The organism is Amycolatopsis sp. NPDC003731 (assembly GCF_053586895.1).
Map to the genome: position 1 here is coordinate 1 of NZ_JBSFNC010000042.1, position 17,099 is coordinate 17,099.

Consider the following 17,099-nt stretch of genomic DNA (forward strand, 5'->3'; position numbering starts at 1 on the left):
GGCTGGGGCCTCTACGCCGAGCGGCTCGCGGACGAGATGGGCCTGTACTCCGACGACGTCTCCCGGCTGGGCATGCTGACGCAGGATTCGATGCGGGCGGGCCGGCTGGTCGTCGACACCGGCCTGCACGCGCTCGGGTGGAGCCGGCAGCAGGCGGTCGACTACCTCGCCGAGCACACGCCGATGGCGCGGCTGGAGATCGAGGCGGAGATCGACCGGTACACCGCCGACCCGGCCCAGGCGCTGGGCTACATGGTGGGGCGGCTGGAGATCCAGCGGCTGCGCGCCGAGGCCGAGCAAGCGCTGGGTGCGGCGTTCGACGTCCGCGAGTTCCACGACGTCGTGCTGGGCAGCGGCACCTTGCCGCTGCCGGTGCTGTCCGGCGTGGTCGCCGAGTGGGTGGCGCGGCGTCGTGACACGCCCGAGAAGCTCGCCGACGAGTGCCTGGCGCTGATGTTCGAGGCGCAGCCGCTGTTCCCGTCGATCTACGGCCTGCCGGGCACGCACGACAAGCTCGCCGACCAGACCGCCGAAGCCGCCGCCCGGTTCCGCGCCGGGCTCGCCGGCGTCATCGCGCGCGCCGAGGCGCTCGACGCGGCGGTGCTGACACCGGCCGAGCGCGTCACCCGGGACGTCGTGATCTGGCAGGCCCGCACGCGGATCGACGTGCTCGATTCCGGCCGGGCGGACATCGCGGTGAGCGACGGGCTGGACGCACCGGCCCTCAGCCTGCTCACGGACCTGCCGCAGACGATCCTCGACGACGACGACAAGGTTCGCGGCTACCTGAGCCGGCTCGCCGCGATCGGCACGTACCTGGACCAGGTGATCGAGCGGCAGCGAGCGGCGCTCGCCGAGGGGCTGACGCCGCCGGAGTTCCTGGCGCGCATCGGCGTCGGCTACGTCGAGCGGTACCTCGCCGCCCCGGAGAGCGACCCGCTGAAGGTGCCGGTCCGCGGCCTCGAAGCCGAACGCGACCGGTTGCTGGCCGAAGTGGTGTGGCCGGCCTACCGGCGCTACCGGGACTTCCTGGCCGACGAGGTCGTCCCGGTGGCCCGCCCGGAGACGTCGCCGGGGATCGGCGACCTCCCGGGCGGCCCGGAGCGCTACGCGGCCCTGATCCGCGCCGAGACGACGACCGAGCGCACCCCGCAGGACCTGCACGACACGGGCTCGGCGATCATCGAGCGGCTGGCGGGGGAGTACCGCGAGCTGGGCGCGGAGCTGTTCGGCACGACCGAGCTGGCGGAGATCTTCGAGCGCATCCGCACGGACCCGGCCCTGCGGTGGCGCGACGGCGACGAGCTGCTGGAATCCGCCCGCGCGACGATCACGCGCGCGGAAGCCGTGGCACCACAATGGTTCTTGCGGGTCCCGGAGCAGAAGTGCCAGGTGGCGCCGGTACCGGACGCGGAGGCCGAAAGCGGTTCGATCGCCTACTACATCGAGCCGTCCCTGGACGGTTCCCGGCCGGGCACGTACTACGCGAACACGCGCGACGCGGACCAGCGGCAGCGGACGCTGAGCGAGTCGGTGGCCTTCCACGAAGCCGTGCCGGGCCAGCACTTCCAGCTGACGCTCGCCCAGCAGCTGACCGATGTCCCGCTGCTCCGCCGGATCGGCATGTTCAACGCCTTCGCCGAGGGCTGGGGCCTCTACGCCGAGCGCCTCGCGGACGAGATGGGGCTGTACTCCGACAGCACGGCCCGGCTCGGCCTGCTGACGCAGGATTCGATGCGCGCGGCCCGGCTGGTGGTGGACACGGGCCTGCACGCGCTGGGCTGGAGCCGGCAACAGGCGGTCGACTTCATGGTCGGCAACACGCCGATGGCCCGGATCGAGATCGAGGCCGAGGTCGACCGGTACGCGGGCCTCCCGGGGCAGGCGCTCGGCTACATGGTGGGCCGCCTGGAGATCGAGCGGCTGCGCGCCGAAGCCGAGCAGGCGCTGGGCGCGGCGTTCGACATCCGGGAGTTCCACGACGTGGTGCTGGGCAGCGGAACCCTGCCATTGCCGGTGCTGGCGGACGTGGTGGCGGAGTGGGTGGCCACCCGCGCCGCAAAGGACGCCCAGTGACATCAGCACCGCGGCCGAGACGAGAGCTGAACTCGGCGGCGCAAGCCGCCCGGGACGAGGAGTGAACGTGACCTGGCTCGAGCTTGCCGAAGACCACCCCTTCGGTCTGCACAACCTGCCCTACGGCGTCTTCTCCGTCGGCGGGGCGCCCGAACGCCGGGTCGGCGTGCCCGTCGGCGATCACGTGCTCGACCTGACCGCCGCGGCCGCCGAAACGGCCGCCGCCTTCGCGCCGCTCCTCACCGCCGGCGTCCTCAACCCGCTGCTGGCCGCCGGGCCCGCCACCTGGCGCGAGGTCCGCGAGAGCCTCACCGAATGGCTCACCGAGCCCCGCTACGCCGATCAGCTGCGGCCGCACCTCGTCCCGCTGACCGACGTGACCACCCACCTCGCCTTCGACGTCGCCGACTACGTCGACTTCTACTCCAGCGAGCACCACGCCCTCAACGCCGGCAAGATCTTCCGCCCGGACGCCACCGAGCTCCCGCCGAACTGGAAGCACCTGCCGATCGGGTACCACGGGCGGGCCGGCACCGTCGTCACGTCGGGGACGCCGGTCGTCCGGCCGCACGGGCAGCGCAAGCCCCGCAACGCCGACGCGCCCTCGTTCGGCCCGTCACAGCGGCTGGACATCGAGGCGGAGGTCGGGTTCGTCGTCGGCACCCCGTCCGTCCCGGGCACCCGGGTGTCCACAGCGGACTTCGCGGACCACGTCTTCGGCGTCTGCCTCGTCAACGACTGGTCGGCGCGCGACATCCAGGCCTGGGAGTACCAGCCGCTGGGCCCGTTCCTCGGCAAGTCGTTCGCGACGTCGGTGTCGCCGTGGATCGTCCCGCTGGCCGCGCTGGAGCACGCGCGCGTCGACGGCCCGCCGCAGGACCCGGAGCCGTTCGATTACCTCCGGACCGACGAGAAGTGGGGGCTGGACCTGGCCCTGGAGATCCGGCTCAACGGCCACCTGGTGTCGAGCCCGCCGTTCGCGACCCAGTACTGGACGGCCCCGCAGCAGCTGGCGCACATGACGGTCAACGGCGCGAGCCTGCGCACCGGCGACCTCTACGCCTCCGGCACGGTGACCGGCCCCGGACGCGACCAGCGCGGCTCGTTCCTGGAACTGTCCTGGGGCGGCCAGGAACCCCTGGAGCTGCCCGGCGGCGTGACGAGGACGTTCCTCGAAGACGGCGACGAGGTGGTGATCAGCGCGACCGCCCCCGGCCCGGGCGGCTCGCGCGTCGGCTTCGGCGACGTGCGGGGGACGGTCGTCGCGGGTGGATAGTGGCGGTACCCACATCGGAGGAAGCCGGGCAGCGCGCATAATGACGAGCGACTAAGCGCTCGCTCACCGCGGAAGGACGCCCATGAGGATCGGGACCGGGATCAGCTACTCCGGAGGCTTCGCCGAAAGCGTCGCCGACATCGTCGAACTGGAGAAGGCCGGCCTCGACGTCGTCTTCGTGCCGGAGGCCTACTCCTTCGACGCGGTCAGCCAGCTCGGCTACCTGGCCGCGAAGACCGAGCGCGTCCAGCTGGCGTCCGGCATCTTCCAGATCTACACCCGCACGCCGACCCTGACCGCGATGACCGCGGCCGGCCTCGACTTCGTCTCCGACGGGCGGTTCATCCTCGGGCTCGGGGCGTCCGGCCCGCAGGTCATCGAGGGCTTCCACGGCGTGAAGTACGACGCGCCGCTGGGCCGCACGCGCGAGATCGTCGACGTCTGCCGCCAGGTGTGGCGCCGCGAGCGCGTGGTCCACGAGGGCAAGCACTACACGATCCCGCTGCCGCCGGAGCAGGGCACCGGGCTCGGCAAGCCGCTCAAGCTGATCAACCACCCGGTGCGCGAGCGGATCCCGGTGCTGCTGGCCTCGATCGGGCCGAAGAACGTCGCGCTGACGGCCGAGATCGCCGAGGGCTGGCAGCCGATCTTCTTCCACCCGGAGAAGGCGGCCGACGTCTGGGGTGCGTCCCTGGCCGAAGGCAAGGCCAAGCGCGATGCGGCCCTGGGCGAGCTGGACACGTTCGTGACGGTGGCCCTGGCCATCGGCGACGACGTCGAGCCGCTCCTCGACCACGTGCGGCCGATGCTGGCCCTCTACATCGGCGGCATGGGCGCGCGCGGCAAGAACTTCTACAACGACCTGGCCTGCCGCTACGGCTACGAGGCCGAGGCGAAGCTGATCCAGGACCTGTACCTGGACGGCAAGAAGGAAGAAGCGGCGGCGGCCGTCCCGCTGGAACTGCTGCGCGCGATCTCCCTGGTCGGCCCGGCGGGCTACGTGAAGGAGCGCGTGGCGGCCTTCGCCGAGGCGGGTGCGACGACGCTGATCGTCAGCCCGCTGCAGCCGGGCCGCGAGGGCCGGGTGGCGGCGGTGTCGCAGCTGCGTGAGCTGATCGGCTGAGCGGCGCCCCTCGCCGCAATGCCGCGAATGACTCATTCGGGACCTCCGACGTCCCGAATGAGTCATTCGCGACGCGTCAGGCGGGAGTCGCGTATACCGCAACCCGCGTGCCGGCGAATCCGGCGCCGTCGTAGGTCCCATCGCTGGTGATCAGCCGCAGCTCCGGCCCGGTCCCTTCCGGTGCCACCAGCGCGCTGTCCGGCTCTGTCGCCGGGAACACCGACGTCTGCCGCACCGTGAACCGCGTCTCCCGGCCTCTCGTGTCGCGCACCGTGATCACCGATTTCGGCAGGAGCTTGCCCAAACGTGCGAACGCCCCCGCCGCGTACCCGAAGTTCGCGTGCGCCGACAACACCGCCACTCCGGGCGCGCCCGGAACCGGCCCGTCGGCGAACCAGCCCACCCCCGAAGCGGTCCCCGGCTGCTCACGGCGCCCGTCCACGTGACCGAGCGGGACCACGTGCTCCAGCGTCAGGCCCAGCGCCGGGATCAGCACCGCCATCGGCGGGGCCGCGGCCACCGCAGGCCGGTCCGCGGCCGGGGCGATCGCGGGCTCCGGGGCCAGCACCGACGTCACCCCGAGCAGGACGCAGCCGAGGCCCGCGACGACCGCGAGCACGACAACGGCCGGCCGCACGAGCTCGGCTCGCCGCTCGGGCCGTTGCCTCTGTTTCCCCTGCTCCACGCCGGTTCCGATGTCCGATCAATCGCGGTGCGCACGCTGGCGTTACCGAATCGTGTCCAGTGGCACCCTAGTTCACTCGATCGGGTTATCTCACTGTGACCTTCGCGTCAGGAACGCACCCCCGGAGGGCGGCAAGCGCGGAGATGTCCGGCGGAGCGCCGTGAGATCGGACATCATTACTGGTTTCAAACCGTCGAACTGGGGATATTCACCAGACGGAAGTGAGGTGCGCCGAGCCGTGCGAAAAAAAGAAGAGCCCGCGGTGGGCGTGCTGGACGTCGGCTCGTTCAGCGCCCGGCTCGTGGTGGTGCCGGTGTCCGGCTCACCCCGTGAGCCGCTGGTCAACCACCAGACGCGGCTGCGTCTGGATCGCGAGCTCGACGTCCGTGGCCGCCTCTCCGACCGGGGCATCGAGGCCGTCACGGCCGCGGTCGCGGCGGGCATGACCACGGCGTACCGCCACGGCGTCCGCGACGTCTACCCGCTGGCCACCTCCTCGATCCGGGACGCGGCCAACGCGGCCGACGTCGTCCGGCACGTCGCCGGCGAGACCGGGGTCGAACTGCGCTTCCTCTCCGGCCGCTGCGAGGCCGAACTGACCTACCTCGCCGCCCGCCGCTGGTATGAGGCCTCCGGGCCGATGCTCGTGCTCGACATCGGCGGCGGCACGGTCGAACTGGCCGCCGGCTCCGGCGAGAAAGCCACCTTCGCGCGCTCGCTGCCGCTGGGCGCCCGCTCGATGACCCGGGACTGGCTGCCGTCGGAGCGCGTGTCGAACAAGCAGGTCAAAGCCCTGCGCGCGCACGCACTGGGCGTCGTCACCACCACGCTGGGCGCCGCCGACGTCGACGATCCGCGGGTCATCGGCTGCTCGAAGGTGCTCCAGCAGCTCGCCCGGCTGGCCGGCGCCCGCCCCGGCAAGTGCAAGGAACTGCGCCTCGACGACCTCCGCGCGTGGATCCCGCGGCTGGCCGCGCTGCCGCCGTCGAAGCGCGCCGAGCTGCCGGGCATCTCGCGCAGCCGCGCCCACCAGGCCCTGGCCGGCGCGATCGTCGCGGAAGCCCTGCTGACGGTCGCCGGCGGCAAGGTGACGATCTGCCCGTGGTCGACCCGCGACGGCCTGCTGCTCACCCTGCAGGACAAGGCGCGGGCCGCGGCGGCCGAGCGCGCGGCCTGATCCGCTGGCCCTTGCCGGGAAAACCGGGTATTCCGGAAAGCATGAGCCAGCAGCAGAGCCTTCACGGCCGCGACGACGAAGACGAAGAGCTCCCGAAGCTCCCGACCCCCGGCAAGCTGACGCACGACGTGCCGACGGCCCCGGACCCGGACGTGAGCCCGGGTGGGACCGAGGAAGTCCCGGCCCCACCCGGACGGGAAGCCGCTAGCGACCATCCTCAGTGAGAGTTATTCAGCCGTCGGCCGCCGCATGACTTCGCCCGCAAGCTGCGGTCTCGCGGTGGAGGCGGCGGCCTAACCAGAATAACTCTCAGTAATGGGGTTGGACGGCTCGGCGTACTGACGCACCGATTCCGAGTCACGCCGCATCGGCGCGCGCCCCGGTGGCTGCTTCGGCGGCGTGCCGGCGTCGATCTTCGGGATCGGGTACTGCCGCGGCTCCGCCGTGACGGTGATGCGCTCGCCGTGGTGCAGCACCTCCAGGGGTGCTCCGGCGACGACGTGGTAGGTGGCCTGGTCGGGATCGATCTCGACCTGGAACCGGGTGCCGCGGAACATCAGGCGGAAGGTGATCCGCCCGAGCTGCGGCGGCAGCCGCGGCGCGAAAGCCAGCGTTCCGCCGTGGTCCCGCAGGCCGCCGAACCCGGCCACCGCGCCCTGCCACGCCCCGGCCAGCGACGCCATGTGCAGGCCGTTGCGCACGTTGTTGTGCACGTCGTGCAGGTCGGTCAGCGCGGCTTCGGCGAGGTAGTCGTAGGCCAGTTCCAGGTGCCCGACCTCGGCGGCCACCACCGCCTGCGTCCCCGCCGACAGCGACGAGTCGCGCACGGTCCTCGCCTCGTAATAGGCGAAGTCGCGCGCCTTCTCCTCCGGGCTGAACGAGTCGCCGCACAGGTGCAGCGCCAGCACCAGGTCCGCCTGCTTGACGACCTGCTTGCGGTAGAGGTCGAAGTACGGGTAGTGCAGCAGCAGCGGGTAGTGCGCCTGGTCGGTGCCCTCGTAGTCCCACTCGTCGTGGTCGAGGAACCCCTCCGACTGCGGGTGCACGCCGAGTTCTTCGTCGTAGGGCAGGAACATCGCCGCCGCGGCCGCGCGCCAGGAGTCCAGCTCGACGGTGTCGACGCCGAACCGCGCCGCCACTTCGGGGTGCCGCTCGCACGACTCCGCCGCCGCCTGCAGGTTCCGGCGCGCCATCAGGTTCGTGTAGACGTTGTTGTCCGCCACCGCCGAGTACTCGTCCGGCCCGGTGACGCCGTCGATCCGGAACGTGCCGTGCCGGTCGTGGTGGCCCAGCGACGCCCACAGCCGCGCGGTTTCCAGCAGCAGCTCGGTGCCGTAGTCGCGCTCGAACTCCTCGTCGCCGGTCGCGTTGAGGTAGCGCAGGACGGCGTCGGCGATGTCCGCGCTGACGTGGAACGCCGCCGTGCCCGCCGGCCAGTACGCAGAGCACTCGGCGCCGTTGATCGACCGCCACGGGAACGCCGCGCCGCGCAACCCCAGCTGGTGCGCGCGTTCCCGCGCTTTGTCCATTGTGGAGTGCCGCCAGCGGAGGGCGTCGCGCGCCGCGTCCGGGATGGTGTAGGTGAGCACCGGCAGGACGAAGGACTCGGTGTCCCAGAAGGCGTGCCCGTCGTAGCCGGGCCCGGTCAGCCCCTTGCCGGCGATCGCGCGGCTTTCGCCACGGGCCCCGGCCTGCAGGATGTGGAACAGGGCGAACCGGACGGCCTGCTGGAGTTCGGGATCGCCTTCGATCTCGATGTCCGAGGTGGTCCAGTAGTCGTCGAGGAACTCGCGCTGCTCGGTGAGCAGGCCCTTCCAGCCGGTCTGGCGGGCGCCGGCCAGCGCCGCTTCGACCTGCGAACGCAGCGCCGGCACCGAGCGCTGCGCGGACCAGCCGTAGGCGAGGAACTTGGTGATCCGCAGCCGGCCGCCCTTCGGCACGTCGACGGCGACGGTCAGCCGCGCGAGGTCCTCCTCGGAGTGGATGCGCGCGCGGATCCCGTCGTCCACCTCGATCTTGTGGTCCATCGCCGCGGCCATCCGCAGGCCGGACCGGCGGGTCTGGTGCACCAGCACGGCGTTGTAGTCCGACGCGCGGTGGAACTCGCCGACCAATGGCGAGTTCAGCGCGGCGGCCACCCGCGGGTCGCTGGTGTCGGACTCGATCGGCTCGTTGGCCAGCAGGTCGGACTGGACGACCAGCTGCAGGTCCTCGTCGAGCGGCTCGACCTCGTACCGGATCGCGGCGATCGCGCGTTGGGTGAACGACACGAGCCGCTCGGTGCGCACGCGCACGCGCCGCCCGGTCGGCGACGACCACTCGGTGGTCCGGCTCAGCGTGCCCTTGCGGAAGTCGAGCACCCGGTCGTGCGCGGTGGCCGCGCCGTAGCGCATGTCGAGCGGTTCGTCCTCGACGAGCAGCCGGATGATCTTGCCGTCGGTCACGTTGACGACGGTCTGGCCCTCTTCGGGGTAGCCGTAGCCGGCCTCGGCGTAGGGGAGTTCGTGCTGCTCGTAGAAGCCGTTGAGGTAGGTGCCGGGCAGGCCGCGCGGCTCGGCTTCCTCGAGGGTGCCGCGCAGGCCGATGTGGCCGTTGGACACCGCGAACGCCGATTCGGTGCGCTGCAGGGCGTCGACGTCCATGCCGCGCCAGCGCAGGGCCCACGGCGAGCATTCGTAGCCGTGCGGTTCGGTCATCGGTCCTCCAGGAGGTCGGCGAGGTCGTCGACGACGATGTCGGCCCCGTGGGCCTTCAGCTCGGCGGCCTGGTCGGCCCGGTTCACGCCCACGACGTACCCGAAGCCACCGGCCTTCCCGGCCTGGACGCCGGACTGGGCATCCTCGAAGACGGCCGCGTGCGCGGGCTCGACGCCGAGCGCCGCGGCGCCGGCCAGGAACGAGTCGGGCGCGGGCTTGCCCTTCAGGTGGCGTTCGCGGATGACGATGCCGTCGATGCGCGCCTCGACGTACTCGCTGAGGTCGGCGCCCTCGAGCACCTTGGCGCCGTTGGCCGACGACGTCACGACGGCGATCCGCAGCCCGGCGGCTTTCACGGCTTCGAGGTAGCGCACCGAACCCGGGTACGGGTTCACGCCCCGCTCGTCGATGATCTTGAGGACCAGCTCGTTCTTGCGGTTGCCGATGCCGTTGACGGTCGGGGCGTCCACCGGGTCGTCCGGCTCGCCCTCGGGCAGCACGATCCCCCGCGACCGCAGGAATTCGCGCACGCCGTCGGCGCGGGGGCGGCCGTCCACATAGGCCGCGTAGTCGTGGTCGGTGAACTCGCTGAACCCGGCGCCGTCACGGGCGCGGAGGAATTCGTCGAACGTCCGCTTCCAGGCCTCGCGGTGGAGGATCGCCGTGCCGGTCAGCACTCCGTCGAGGTCGAACAGGCAGGCGGTGATGGTCTCGGGCAATCCCGTCATGCCCGCACGCTACCGGTGTTCGCTGTCCTCCGCGGGGTGCGGGCGCACTCGGTGGATGAGTTCGTGGACCGTGGCGTCCGCCAGGCGGTACCGCACCACGCGGCCGGTGCGTTGGGGTGTGACCAGCCCGTGCGCCCGGAGCAGCCGCAGGGCCTGCGACACCGCGGTGTCCGTCATGCCGGTGGCCGCGGCGAGGTCGGTGACGCTGATCTCGCGGGCGTAGTGGATGGAGACCAGCAGCGCCAGCCGCGAGGGATCGGCGACCACGGAGAAGCGCCGCGCCCATTCCTCGATGACGGCGCGGTCGCCGAGCCCGTCGACCGCCGCCGCGACGCGTTCCGGGTCGATCGGCTTGCGGTCGGTGCTCACCCCCGGATGATTCCACCCGCGGCGCGGGCGGACCACCGGTGGTCTGGGTCACGTCGCGCTTGACGCTCGCCGTCCCGCGGGCGAGTCTTAAGACAGTTGTCATAATCGAGGAGCCCGCATGACCGACGTCGAAGCCCCGGTCCGTTCGAAGACCATCACCTGGCAGGACCCCCTGGAGACCGCTCGGCTCGGCGCCACGATGTCCGGCCTGGAGTACATGCGGGCGATCGCCGAGGGCCGCGTCCCGCCGGCGCCGATCGCCGCGCACTTCGGCCTGCGCTGGGAAAGCGTCGAACCGGGCGAGGTCGTCGCGGTCGCCGAGCCGGACGAGTCGCTGTACAACCCGATCGGCATGGTCCACGGCGGCGTGGCGGCGACGATGCTGGACTCGGTGGTCGGCTGCGCGGTCCACACGACCCTGCCGGCCGGCGTCGGCTACGCGTCGGTGGAGCTGAAGGTGAACTATCTGCGCGCGATCCACGCGGGCCGCGGGGAAATCCGCGCGACGGGCCGCGTCGTGAAGGAGGGGTCCCGGATCGCCTTCGCCGAGGGGGAGATCCGCGACGCCGAGGGCAAGCTGCTGGCCACGGCGTCGGGGACCTGCGTCATCACGCGCTAGAGCGGCTGCTTGACGTCCCAGTGCTCGACGAGCAGGCCGTCCTCGACGCGCAGGATGTCGACGACGGCCATCCCGGCCACGTGCAGGTGTGCGACGACGAGGTCGTCCTCGGCGACGACGTGCTCGATCTCCGCGCTCGCGCCGGCCAGCGGTGAATTCTTCACCGCGTCGGTGAACGCCTCGCGGCCGGAGGGCAGGCCGGGGCTGTGGGTGACGAAATCGGGGTGCAGCGCCGCCTTCGCGGCCTCGAAGTCCTTGTGCACGAACAGGTTCTCCAGGCAGTCGACGACGATCATGCGGTTCTTCGCGGATTCGCTCATGCCGCCGATCGTCGGCCGTCCGGGCGGCGGTGTCGATTACGCCGGAGGTCATCAGCGCGGCGGGCGGACCCGCCGGGCGCGGATCGCGTCGCCGCCGCCGTACCGGCCGATGACCGCGGCCAGGAGCTTCTGCGCCTCTTCGACCTGCTTCGCGCCGTACTCCGCCTCGATCTCCTCCTGAAGTTCCCGCCGCAGCACCCGCGTCGCTTCGACGGCGGCCAGCGCGTGTTCGGTGAGGTGCAGCAGCTTCGAGCGCGCGTCGGCCGGGTCGGGGTCGCGGCGCAGCAGGCCCCGGCGTTCGAGATCCGCGACCGCCTTCGACGCCGCCTGCTGGGTGACGCCCATCCGCTCGGCGAGTGCGGTGATGGACAGCGGTGCGGCGAGGACGTGCTGGATCACGACGCCGTCGTTGAAGCGCAGGTCACCGAAGCCCCGGGTCGCGAGCCGCCGCTGGACCTCGTCCGTCGTCGCCCAGCCCGCGAAAAGGGCCGTCAGTGACAGGTCGAGGCTTTCGGCGGTAGGATGCACAACCATGGTTGTGGAATCTAGCAGAGTGCCGGCGGAGCTGGCGGAAGCGTTCGTGCGCGTGGCGCACCGGATCGTCTGGTGCACCCTGGTGACGGTCGATCGGCGGGGGAGACCGCGCTCCCGGGTCGTCCACCCGATCTGGGAACCTGCCCCGGACGGCCTGGTCGGCCGGCTGTTCACCCGGCCGACCCCGTTGAAGCTCGCGCACCTGGCGGCGTCGCCGTACGTGTCGTGCTCGTACTGGGACCCGCAGCACGAGGTGGCGGTGGCGGAGTGCCGAGCGGAGTTCGAGGACGACGAAGAGACGCGCAAGTACCTGTGGGACTTGTTCGCGGCCACGCCGGAGCCCCTGGGCTACGACCCGAAAATCCTCGGCGGCGAGGACCACCTCGATCCGAAGATCACGGTCCTGCGCCTGACCCCGTGGCGCCTGTCGGCCGGCGGCGAAGCCTGGCGGGCGGCTTAAGCGGCACCCACCCGGCGGTCGAAGACCAGGCCTTCGGCCGCCCGCAGGCCGACGCTGATCGCCCCGGTCAGCACCGCGTCTTCGCCCAGCTCGCCCTGGACCACCTTCGGCACCAACGGCGTGAACGCGCGCAGTGCCCGATCGATCGGCTCCAGCAGCAGGTCGGCCGCCGTGCCCATGCCGCCGCCCAGGACGATCAGTTCCGGGTCGATCACGGCCGCCACCGAGGCCACCGTGTACGCGAGGCGGTCGGCTTCCGCCGCCAGTGCCTGCCGGGCCAGCTCGTCGCCTTCGCGAGCCAGGCGGAACACCTCACGGGCCGACTTCGCCGTGCCCAGGCCGAGTTCCCGGGCGCCCTGCACGACCGACTGGGCCGCCGTCGCCTCTTCGAGGTGGCCGCGGGCCGGCGGCGTGCTGGGCTCGTCGGCCGCGCGCGTGCGGCCATACGGCAGGTAGCCGATCTCGCCCGCCGCGCCGGTCGCGCCGCGGAACACCCGGCCGTCGACCATCAGGCCCATGCCGACGCCGGTGCCGATCGTGATGCAGCCGAACACCGACGCCCCGCGCGCGGCCCCGCTTTCCCACTCGCCGACCGCGGTGAGGTTCGCGTCGTTCTCCACCATCAGGTCCGGGCCCAGCGCCGCTTCGAGGTCGTCGATCAGGCCCGCGCGGCCCCAGCCCGGCAGGTTCGGCGCGTGCCGGAAGCACCGCTTCTCCGGATCGGCGACGCCGGGGGAGCCGACCACGCGGACAACGATGTCGCCCGCCGAAAGACCGGCCTCCGCGACCGCCGCGGCCGCGATCTTCCCGACCGCCGTCACCAGCGCCGCACCGGAGCGCGCGGTGTTGCGCTCGTCCCGGCGCGCCACCAGCGTGCGGCCGAGGTCCGACACCGCGACCCGCAGGTGCTCGCGGCCGATGTCGACGCCCAGCACGTACCCCGCGGTGGGGTCGGCTTCGTACAGCACGGCCGAGCGCCCGGTGCCGGTGGACGTCTGCCCGGTCGGGCGCGCCAGCCCGGCGGCCTCCAGGGCCAGCAGCGCCTGGCTGACCGTCGGCTTCGACAGCCCGGTGTCCTTCGCGACCTGCGGCCGGGTCGCCGGCCCGCCGCGGCGCAGCAGGTCGAGCACCGCCCGCTGGTTGATCTTGCGCATCCCGGCGGGGGTACCGACCGTGGGGATTTCTACGCCGGCCACCCGTGCCCGCCTCCTGTCGTCCTCGTGCTGCCTGCCACGCTAGCCGTCCGCGCCCGGATCCGGCCGGAATACCCGCAGTTCGCGGCCCGTTGAGCGGAGCATGAGCACTCCGGGACGCGGCCGGGTCCGCGTGGCACAGGGCGCGAAGAGGGTACGGGTGTTCCTCGGCGGGCAGGTCGTCGCGGACACGGTGCACCCCCTCCTGGTGTGGGAAGTTCCGTACTACCCCACGTACTACATCCCGCGCGCGGACGTCGTGAGCGGCGTTCTCACCCCCTCCGGCCGGACGGCGCACTCGCCGAGCCGCGGAGAAGCTGTTCTGTCGACGATAAAGGGTGCCGCGGCCGAGGCGGTGGACGGCGCGCTGGAGTACCCGGATTCCCCGATCGAAGAGCTCCGCGGCCACGTCCGCTTCGAGTTCGGCGCGTTCGACTGGTTCGAAGAGGACGAGCAGATCTTCACGCACCCGCGCGACCCGGGCGTCCGCGTCGACATCCTCCCGAGCTCCCGCCACGTCCGCATCGAGGTCGACGGCGTGGCGGTGGCGGACTCGGTGCGACCGCACCTGTTGTTCGAGACGGGCCTGCCGACCCGCTACTACCTGCCCCGCGTGGACGTCCGGATGGACCTGCTGGCGAAGACCGACGTGGTGACGCACTGCCCGTACAAGGGCGCCGCGGAGCACTTCGACGTGGCCGGGCACGAAGACCTCGCGTGGAGCTACCCGACGCCGCTGCCCGAGAGCATCCGGGCCGCGGGGCTGGTGGCGTTCCTCGACGAGAAGGTGGACGTCTACGTGGACGGTGTGCGCCAGGACCGCCCGAAGACGAAGTTCGCCTGACCCGCGTATAACGCCCTATACCTCGGGTCTTGTGGCGATCGTGGACCGGCCGAACCAGCCCGCTCCACCATCCGGCGCTGTGGCGGCGCACACATTCGGCGGCTTCCGCTGTCACCTCGTCACAGAGATGGGCGAACTCGACTACTCCGCGTTGACGCCGTGTCAAGGGGTCCTTAGCGTGGCGCGCACCCCGCCACCACCCAGCAAGGGATCCCCGATGGCCAGTCCCACCACCGAACAGCCCGAGCCCGGGCAGGTCGGCCGCCGCCGCTTCCTGACCTACCTGGTCGCGGCGCCCACGCTCACCGTCGCCACCAAGTTCACCGCCGACGCGGTGGCCCCGGCCCGCGCCGAGGCCGTCGTCCCGACCCTGCCGCAGCCGGCGGAGATCCTCGACCTCGGCGACGTCCTGACGCTGTCCTGCGCGCCGACCGCCGGGATGCTCGTGCTCGAAATGACCGCCGACGGCCGGGCGCGGCTGCAGCTGCCGCGCGCCGAGGTCGGCCAGGGCATCACGACGGCGACCGCGATGCTCGTCGCCGAAGAGCTGGACCTGCCGCTCGACCGCGTCGACGTCGTGCTCTCCGACGCCCGCACCGAGCTGCTGTTCAACCAGCTCACCGGTGGCTCCAACACGATGCGCTCGCTCTACGACCCGGTCCGCGCCACCGCGGCGACCGCGCGCGCCCGGATGGTCGCCGCGGCGGGGGCGCAGTGGGGAACCGACGCCTCGCGACTGTCCACACGCGACGGCGCGGTGTGGGCGCCCGACGGGCGGAGTGCCTCCTACGGCGTCCTCGCCGGGCCCGCGTCCCGCTCGGGCCTGAGCGTCGGGGCGATCCAGCCGAAGGCCGAGTCGGCACACACGCTCGTCGGGACGCCGACCTCGCGCAAGGACGCCCGCGCGATGGTCACCGGCAAGCAGGTCTACACACTCGACCTCGACGTCCCCGGTGCCAACCCGGTGATGGTGCGGCGCCCGCCGACGATCAACGGCACCGTGCAGAAGGTCAACAACGAAGCCGCCGTCCGCGCCATGCCGGGGATCATCGACATCGCCGTCGTGAAGACCGGGGTCGCGGTGATGGCGGAGACGTTCGGCCAAGCCCTCGACGGCAAGAACGCCCTCGACGTCACGTGGGGGCCGGGCACGGTCGACGGCGAGGACAACGAGAGCATCAAGAAGAAGCTGCGGGCCGCCGCGCTGCCGTTCGTGGTGCCGCCGCTGCTGACCCAGTACGTCGACGGCGAGTTCGACTTCGCCTTCGCCAGCCACGCGCCGATGGAGTCGAACTCCGCGGTGGCCGACGTCCGCGAGGACAGCGCGACCATCTGGGCCGGGCTCAAGTCGCCGATCGTGGCCAAGCAGACCATCGCGCAGGAACTGGGCCTGCCGGAGAACAAGGTGACCGTGCACGTCCAGCAGGGCGGCGGGTCCTTCGGGCGGCGGCTGTTCTTCGACGCGGCGCTGGAAGCCGCGCACATCTCGAAGGCGATGAAGAAGCCCGTCCGGCTGATGTGGAGCCGGATCGACGACATGCGCCACGGCCGGGCGCGCGCGGCGAGCTACCACCGGATCCGCGCGACCTTCGCGCTCGGGCAGGTGCTGACGTTCGAACACCGCGTCGCGAGCGTCGAAACCGACTGGAGCCACGGCCTCGGCGAGATCCTCACGGCGTTCGCGGCGAAGCTGCCCGTCGGCGGCAACCTCAGCTTCGCGCAGACGGTGTTCCTGCTGACCGTCAAGTCGCCGTACAACTTCGGCGTCACCACGCAGCTGCTCAACGAGGTCCCGCTGAAGTTCCACACCTCGGCGTGGCGGTCGGTCTACTCGGCGAACACCCGGGGCGCCGAGGAGATCATGGTCGACGAGATCGCGGCGAAGCTCGGCAAGGACCCGGTGGCCTTCCGCCGCGAGTTCATCAAGGAGCCGCGGCAGCGCGCGGTGCTCGACAAGGTCGCCGAGCTCGGCGAGTGGGGCAAGAAGATGCCGGCCGGGTTCGCGCAGGGGATCGCGGTGCACGGCGAGTACAAGTCCTACACCGCCTGCCTGGTCGAGCTGGACGCGCGCGACCCGAAGCACCCGCGCGTCACGAAGGCGACCATCGCCGTCGACGTCGGCAAGCCGGTGAACCCGCGCGGCATCCAGGCGCAGATGCTCGGCGGCCTGACCGACGCGATCTCCACGACGCTCACCGCGGGCCTGCACATCGACCGGGGCCTGCCGCTGGAGGGCAGCTACTCGCAGTTCCACTACGCGCGGCAGAAGAACTCGCCGATGGACGTCCAGGTGCACGTCATGCCCGCGACCGGGGACATCGGCGGCGCGGGCGAGCTGGGCCTGCCGGCACCGGTCGGCGCGATCGCCAACGCCTACGCCCGGGCGACCGGGATCAAGCCCCGCAGCTTCCCGATCACCTTCCCGGTCGACTTCGACCCGTTCCCGCGCTGAGGAGAGCCATGCCGAACTACACCTTCGTGGTGAACGGGAAGACCGTCACCGTCGACGCGCCCGCCGACCTGCCGATGCTGTGGGCGCTGCGCGACAAGCTCAAGGTCCGCGGGCCGAAGTACGGCTGCGGCATCAACGTCTGCAAGGCCTGCACCAGCCACCTCGACGGCGAGGCGTTCAACCCCTGCGTCACGCCGGTGTCGGAGTGCGCCGGGCGCGAGGTCACCACGATCGAGGGTCTGGCCGACGGCGACGAGCTGCACCCGGTCCAGGAGGCCTGGCTGGAGCAGGACGTCGCCCAGTGCGGCTACTGCCAGCCGGGCCAGATCATGGCGGCGGTCGCGCTGCTGAAGAAGACGAAGAACCCGACGGACGCCGACATCGACGCCATCCAGAACGTCTGCCGCTGCGGCACCTACTTCCGGATCCGGGAGGCGATCAAGAGCGCGGCCGCCAAGATGGCCTGACGCGGATGCGGAGGTTCCACAAAAGAACCTCCGCATCCGCGGTTCTTGTAGCAAGTTCACCCGAACGTGGTGGCCCCGGT

At 71.8% G+C, this 17,099-nt stretch carries 17 protein-coding genes; 10 read left to right on the forward strand and 7 right to left on the reverse strand.

Going from position 1 to position 17,099, the window contains the following annotated elements:
- The 3 genes from ACWDN5_RS19305 to ACWDN5_RS19315 form a co-directional block, all read left to right on the forward strand.
- The coding region (locus tag ACWDN5_RS19305) for a DUF885 domain-containing protein (RefSeq protein WP_449677263.1) at positions 1-2,076 on the forward strand (2,076 nt) is incomplete at its 5' end.
- A 61-nt stretch (positions 2,077-2,137) separates the two neighbouring features.
- On the forward strand, positions 2,138-3,352 hold the full coding sequence (gene fahA / locus ACWDN5_RS19310) for a fumarylacetoacetase (protein ID WP_449677264.1): 1,215 nt from the start codon (positions 2,138-2,140) through the stop codon (positions 3,350-3,352).
- 82 nt (positions 3,353-3,434) lie between these two features.
- The gene (locus ACWDN5_RS19315; protein ID WP_449677265.1) at positions 3,435-4,475 is read left to right on the forward strand and encodes an LLM class F420-dependent oxidoreductase; all 1,041 of its coding nucleotides are present in this window, start codon (positions 3,435-3,437) and stop codon (positions 4,473-4,475) included.
- A gap of 76 nt (positions 4,476-4,551) precedes the next feature.
- Here the strand turns inward: ACWDN5_RS19315 and ACWDN5_RS19320 are convergent, their stop codons facing one another.
- Positions 4,552-5,160 carry a class F sortase gene (locus ACWDN5_RS19320; protein WP_449677266.1) on the reverse strand — a complete coding sequence of 203 codons (609 nt, stop codon included), beginning with the start codon at positions 5,158-5,160 and terminating at the stop codon, positions 4,552-4,554.
- A gap of 238 nt (positions 5,161-5,398) precedes the next feature.
- On the opposite strand from ACWDN5_RS19320, the gene ACWDN5_RS19325 reads away from it, so the two are divergent.
- Complete coding sequence (locus ACWDN5_RS19325) at positions 5,399-6,337, forward strand: Ppx/GppA phosphatase family protein (RefSeq protein WP_449677267.1); 939 nt, start codon at positions 5,399-5,401, stop codon at positions 6,335-6,337.
- Positions 6,338-6,378: 41 nt separating this feature from the next.
- Complete coding sequence (locus ACWDN5_RS19330; protein WP_310977390.1) at positions 6,379-6,561, forward strand: hypothetical protein; 183 nt, start codon at positions 6,379-6,381, stop codon at positions 6,559-6,561.
- 69 nt (positions 6,562-6,630) lie between these two features.
- Here the strand turns inward: ACWDN5_RS19330 and ACWDN5_RS19335 are convergent, their stop codons facing one another.
- From ACWDN5_RS19335 to ACWDN5_RS19345, 3 genes are read right to left on the reverse strand one after another with little or no spacing between them, the layout of a single operon-like run.
- Complete coding sequence (locus ACWDN5_RS19335; RefSeq protein ID WP_310977389.1) at positions 6,631-9,033, reverse strand: glycoside hydrolase family 65 protein; 2,403 nt, start codon at positions 9,031-9,033, stop codon at positions 6,631-6,633.
- The gene (locus tag ACWDN5_RS19340) at positions 9,030-9,761 is read right to left on the reverse strand and encodes an HAD family hydrolase (RefSeq protein ID WP_449677268.1); all 732 of its coding nucleotides are present in this window, start codon (positions 9,759-9,761) and stop codon (positions 9,030-9,032) included. The genes ACWDN5_RS19335 and ACWDN5_RS19340 overlap by 4 nt, the downstream gene beginning before the upstream one ends.
- Before the next feature lie 9 nt (positions 9,762-9,770).
- Positions 9,771-10,130: an ArsR/SmtB family transcription factor gene (locus ACWDN5_RS19345; RefSeq protein ID WP_310977387.1), complete on the reverse strand. Its 360-nt coding sequence runs from the start codon at positions 10,128-10,130 to the stop codon at positions 9,771-9,773.
- Positions 10,131-10,248: 118 nt separating this feature from the next.
- Here ACWDN5_RS19345 and ACWDN5_RS19350 point away from each other — a divergent pair, with 118 nt between their 5' ends.
- Positions 10,249-10,749 carry a PaaI family thioesterase gene (locus ACWDN5_RS19350; protein WP_449677269.1) on the forward strand — a complete coding sequence of 167 codons (501 nt, stop codon included), beginning with the start codon at positions 10,249-10,251 and terminating at the stop codon, positions 10,747-10,749.
- Here the strand turns inward: ACWDN5_RS19350 and ACWDN5_RS19355 are convergent.
- Both ACWDN5_RS19355 and ACWDN5_RS19360 read right to left on the reverse strand, forming a co-directional pair.
- Positions 10,746-11,069, reverse strand: a complete 324-nt coding sequence (locus ACWDN5_RS19355) for a nuclear transport factor 2 family protein (protein ID WP_449677270.1) — start codon at positions 11,067-11,069, stop codon at positions 10,746-10,748. The two genes, ACWDN5_RS19350 and ACWDN5_RS19355, sit on opposite strands and share 4 nt — an antisense overlap.
- A gap of 51 nt (positions 11,070-11,120) precedes the next feature.
- Positions 11,121-11,603: a MarR family winged helix-turn-helix transcriptional regulator gene (locus ACWDN5_RS19360; RefSeq protein ID WP_449677271.1), complete on the reverse strand. Its 483-nt coding sequence runs from the start codon at positions 11,601-11,603 to the stop codon at positions 11,121-11,123.
- Here ACWDN5_RS19360 and ACWDN5_RS19365 point away from each other — a divergent pair.
- Positions 11,602-12,063 carry a pyridoxamine 5'-phosphate oxidase family protein gene (locus ACWDN5_RS19365; protein WP_310977383.1) on the forward strand — a complete coding sequence of 154 codons (462 nt, stop codon included), beginning with the start codon at positions 11,602-11,604 and terminating at the stop codon, positions 12,061-12,063. The genes ACWDN5_RS19360 and ACWDN5_RS19365 overlap by 2 nt on opposite strands.
- On the opposite strand, the gene ACWDN5_RS19370 is transcribed toward ACWDN5_RS19365, so the two are convergent.
- Positions 12,060-13,259 (reverse strand): ROK family protein, encoded by a 1,200-nt coding sequence (locus tag ACWDN5_RS19370; protein WP_449677272.1) that lies wholly within the window; start codon positions 13,257-13,259, stop codon positions 12,060-12,062. The two genes, ACWDN5_RS19365 and ACWDN5_RS19370, sit on opposite strands and share 4 nt — an antisense overlap.
- Before the next feature lie 100 nt (positions 13,260-13,359).
- Here ACWDN5_RS19370 and ACWDN5_RS19375 point away from each other — a divergent pair, with 100 nt between their 5' ends.
- From ACWDN5_RS19375 to ACWDN5_RS19385, 3 genes are all read left to right on the forward strand, one after another.
- Entirely contained in the window at positions 13,360-14,100 is a 741-nt protein-coding gene (locus ACWDN5_RS19375) for a DUF427 domain-containing protein (RefSeq protein WP_449677273.1), read from the forward strand.
- Between the two features lie 217 nt (positions 14,101-14,317).
- Positions 14,318-16,552 (forward strand): molybdopterin cofactor-binding domain-containing protein, encoded by a 2,235-nt coding sequence (locus ACWDN5_RS19380; protein WP_449677274.1) that lies wholly within the window; start codon positions 14,318-14,320, stop codon positions 16,550-16,552.
- A gap of 8 nt (positions 16,553-16,560) precedes the next feature.
- Positions 16,561-17,019 (forward strand): (2Fe-2S)-binding protein, encoded by a 459-nt coding sequence (locus tag ACWDN5_RS19385; RefSeq protein ID WP_003056009.1) that lies wholly within the window; start codon positions 16,561-16,563, stop codon positions 17,017-17,019.
- Positions 17,020-17,099: the final 80 nt, after the last annotated feature.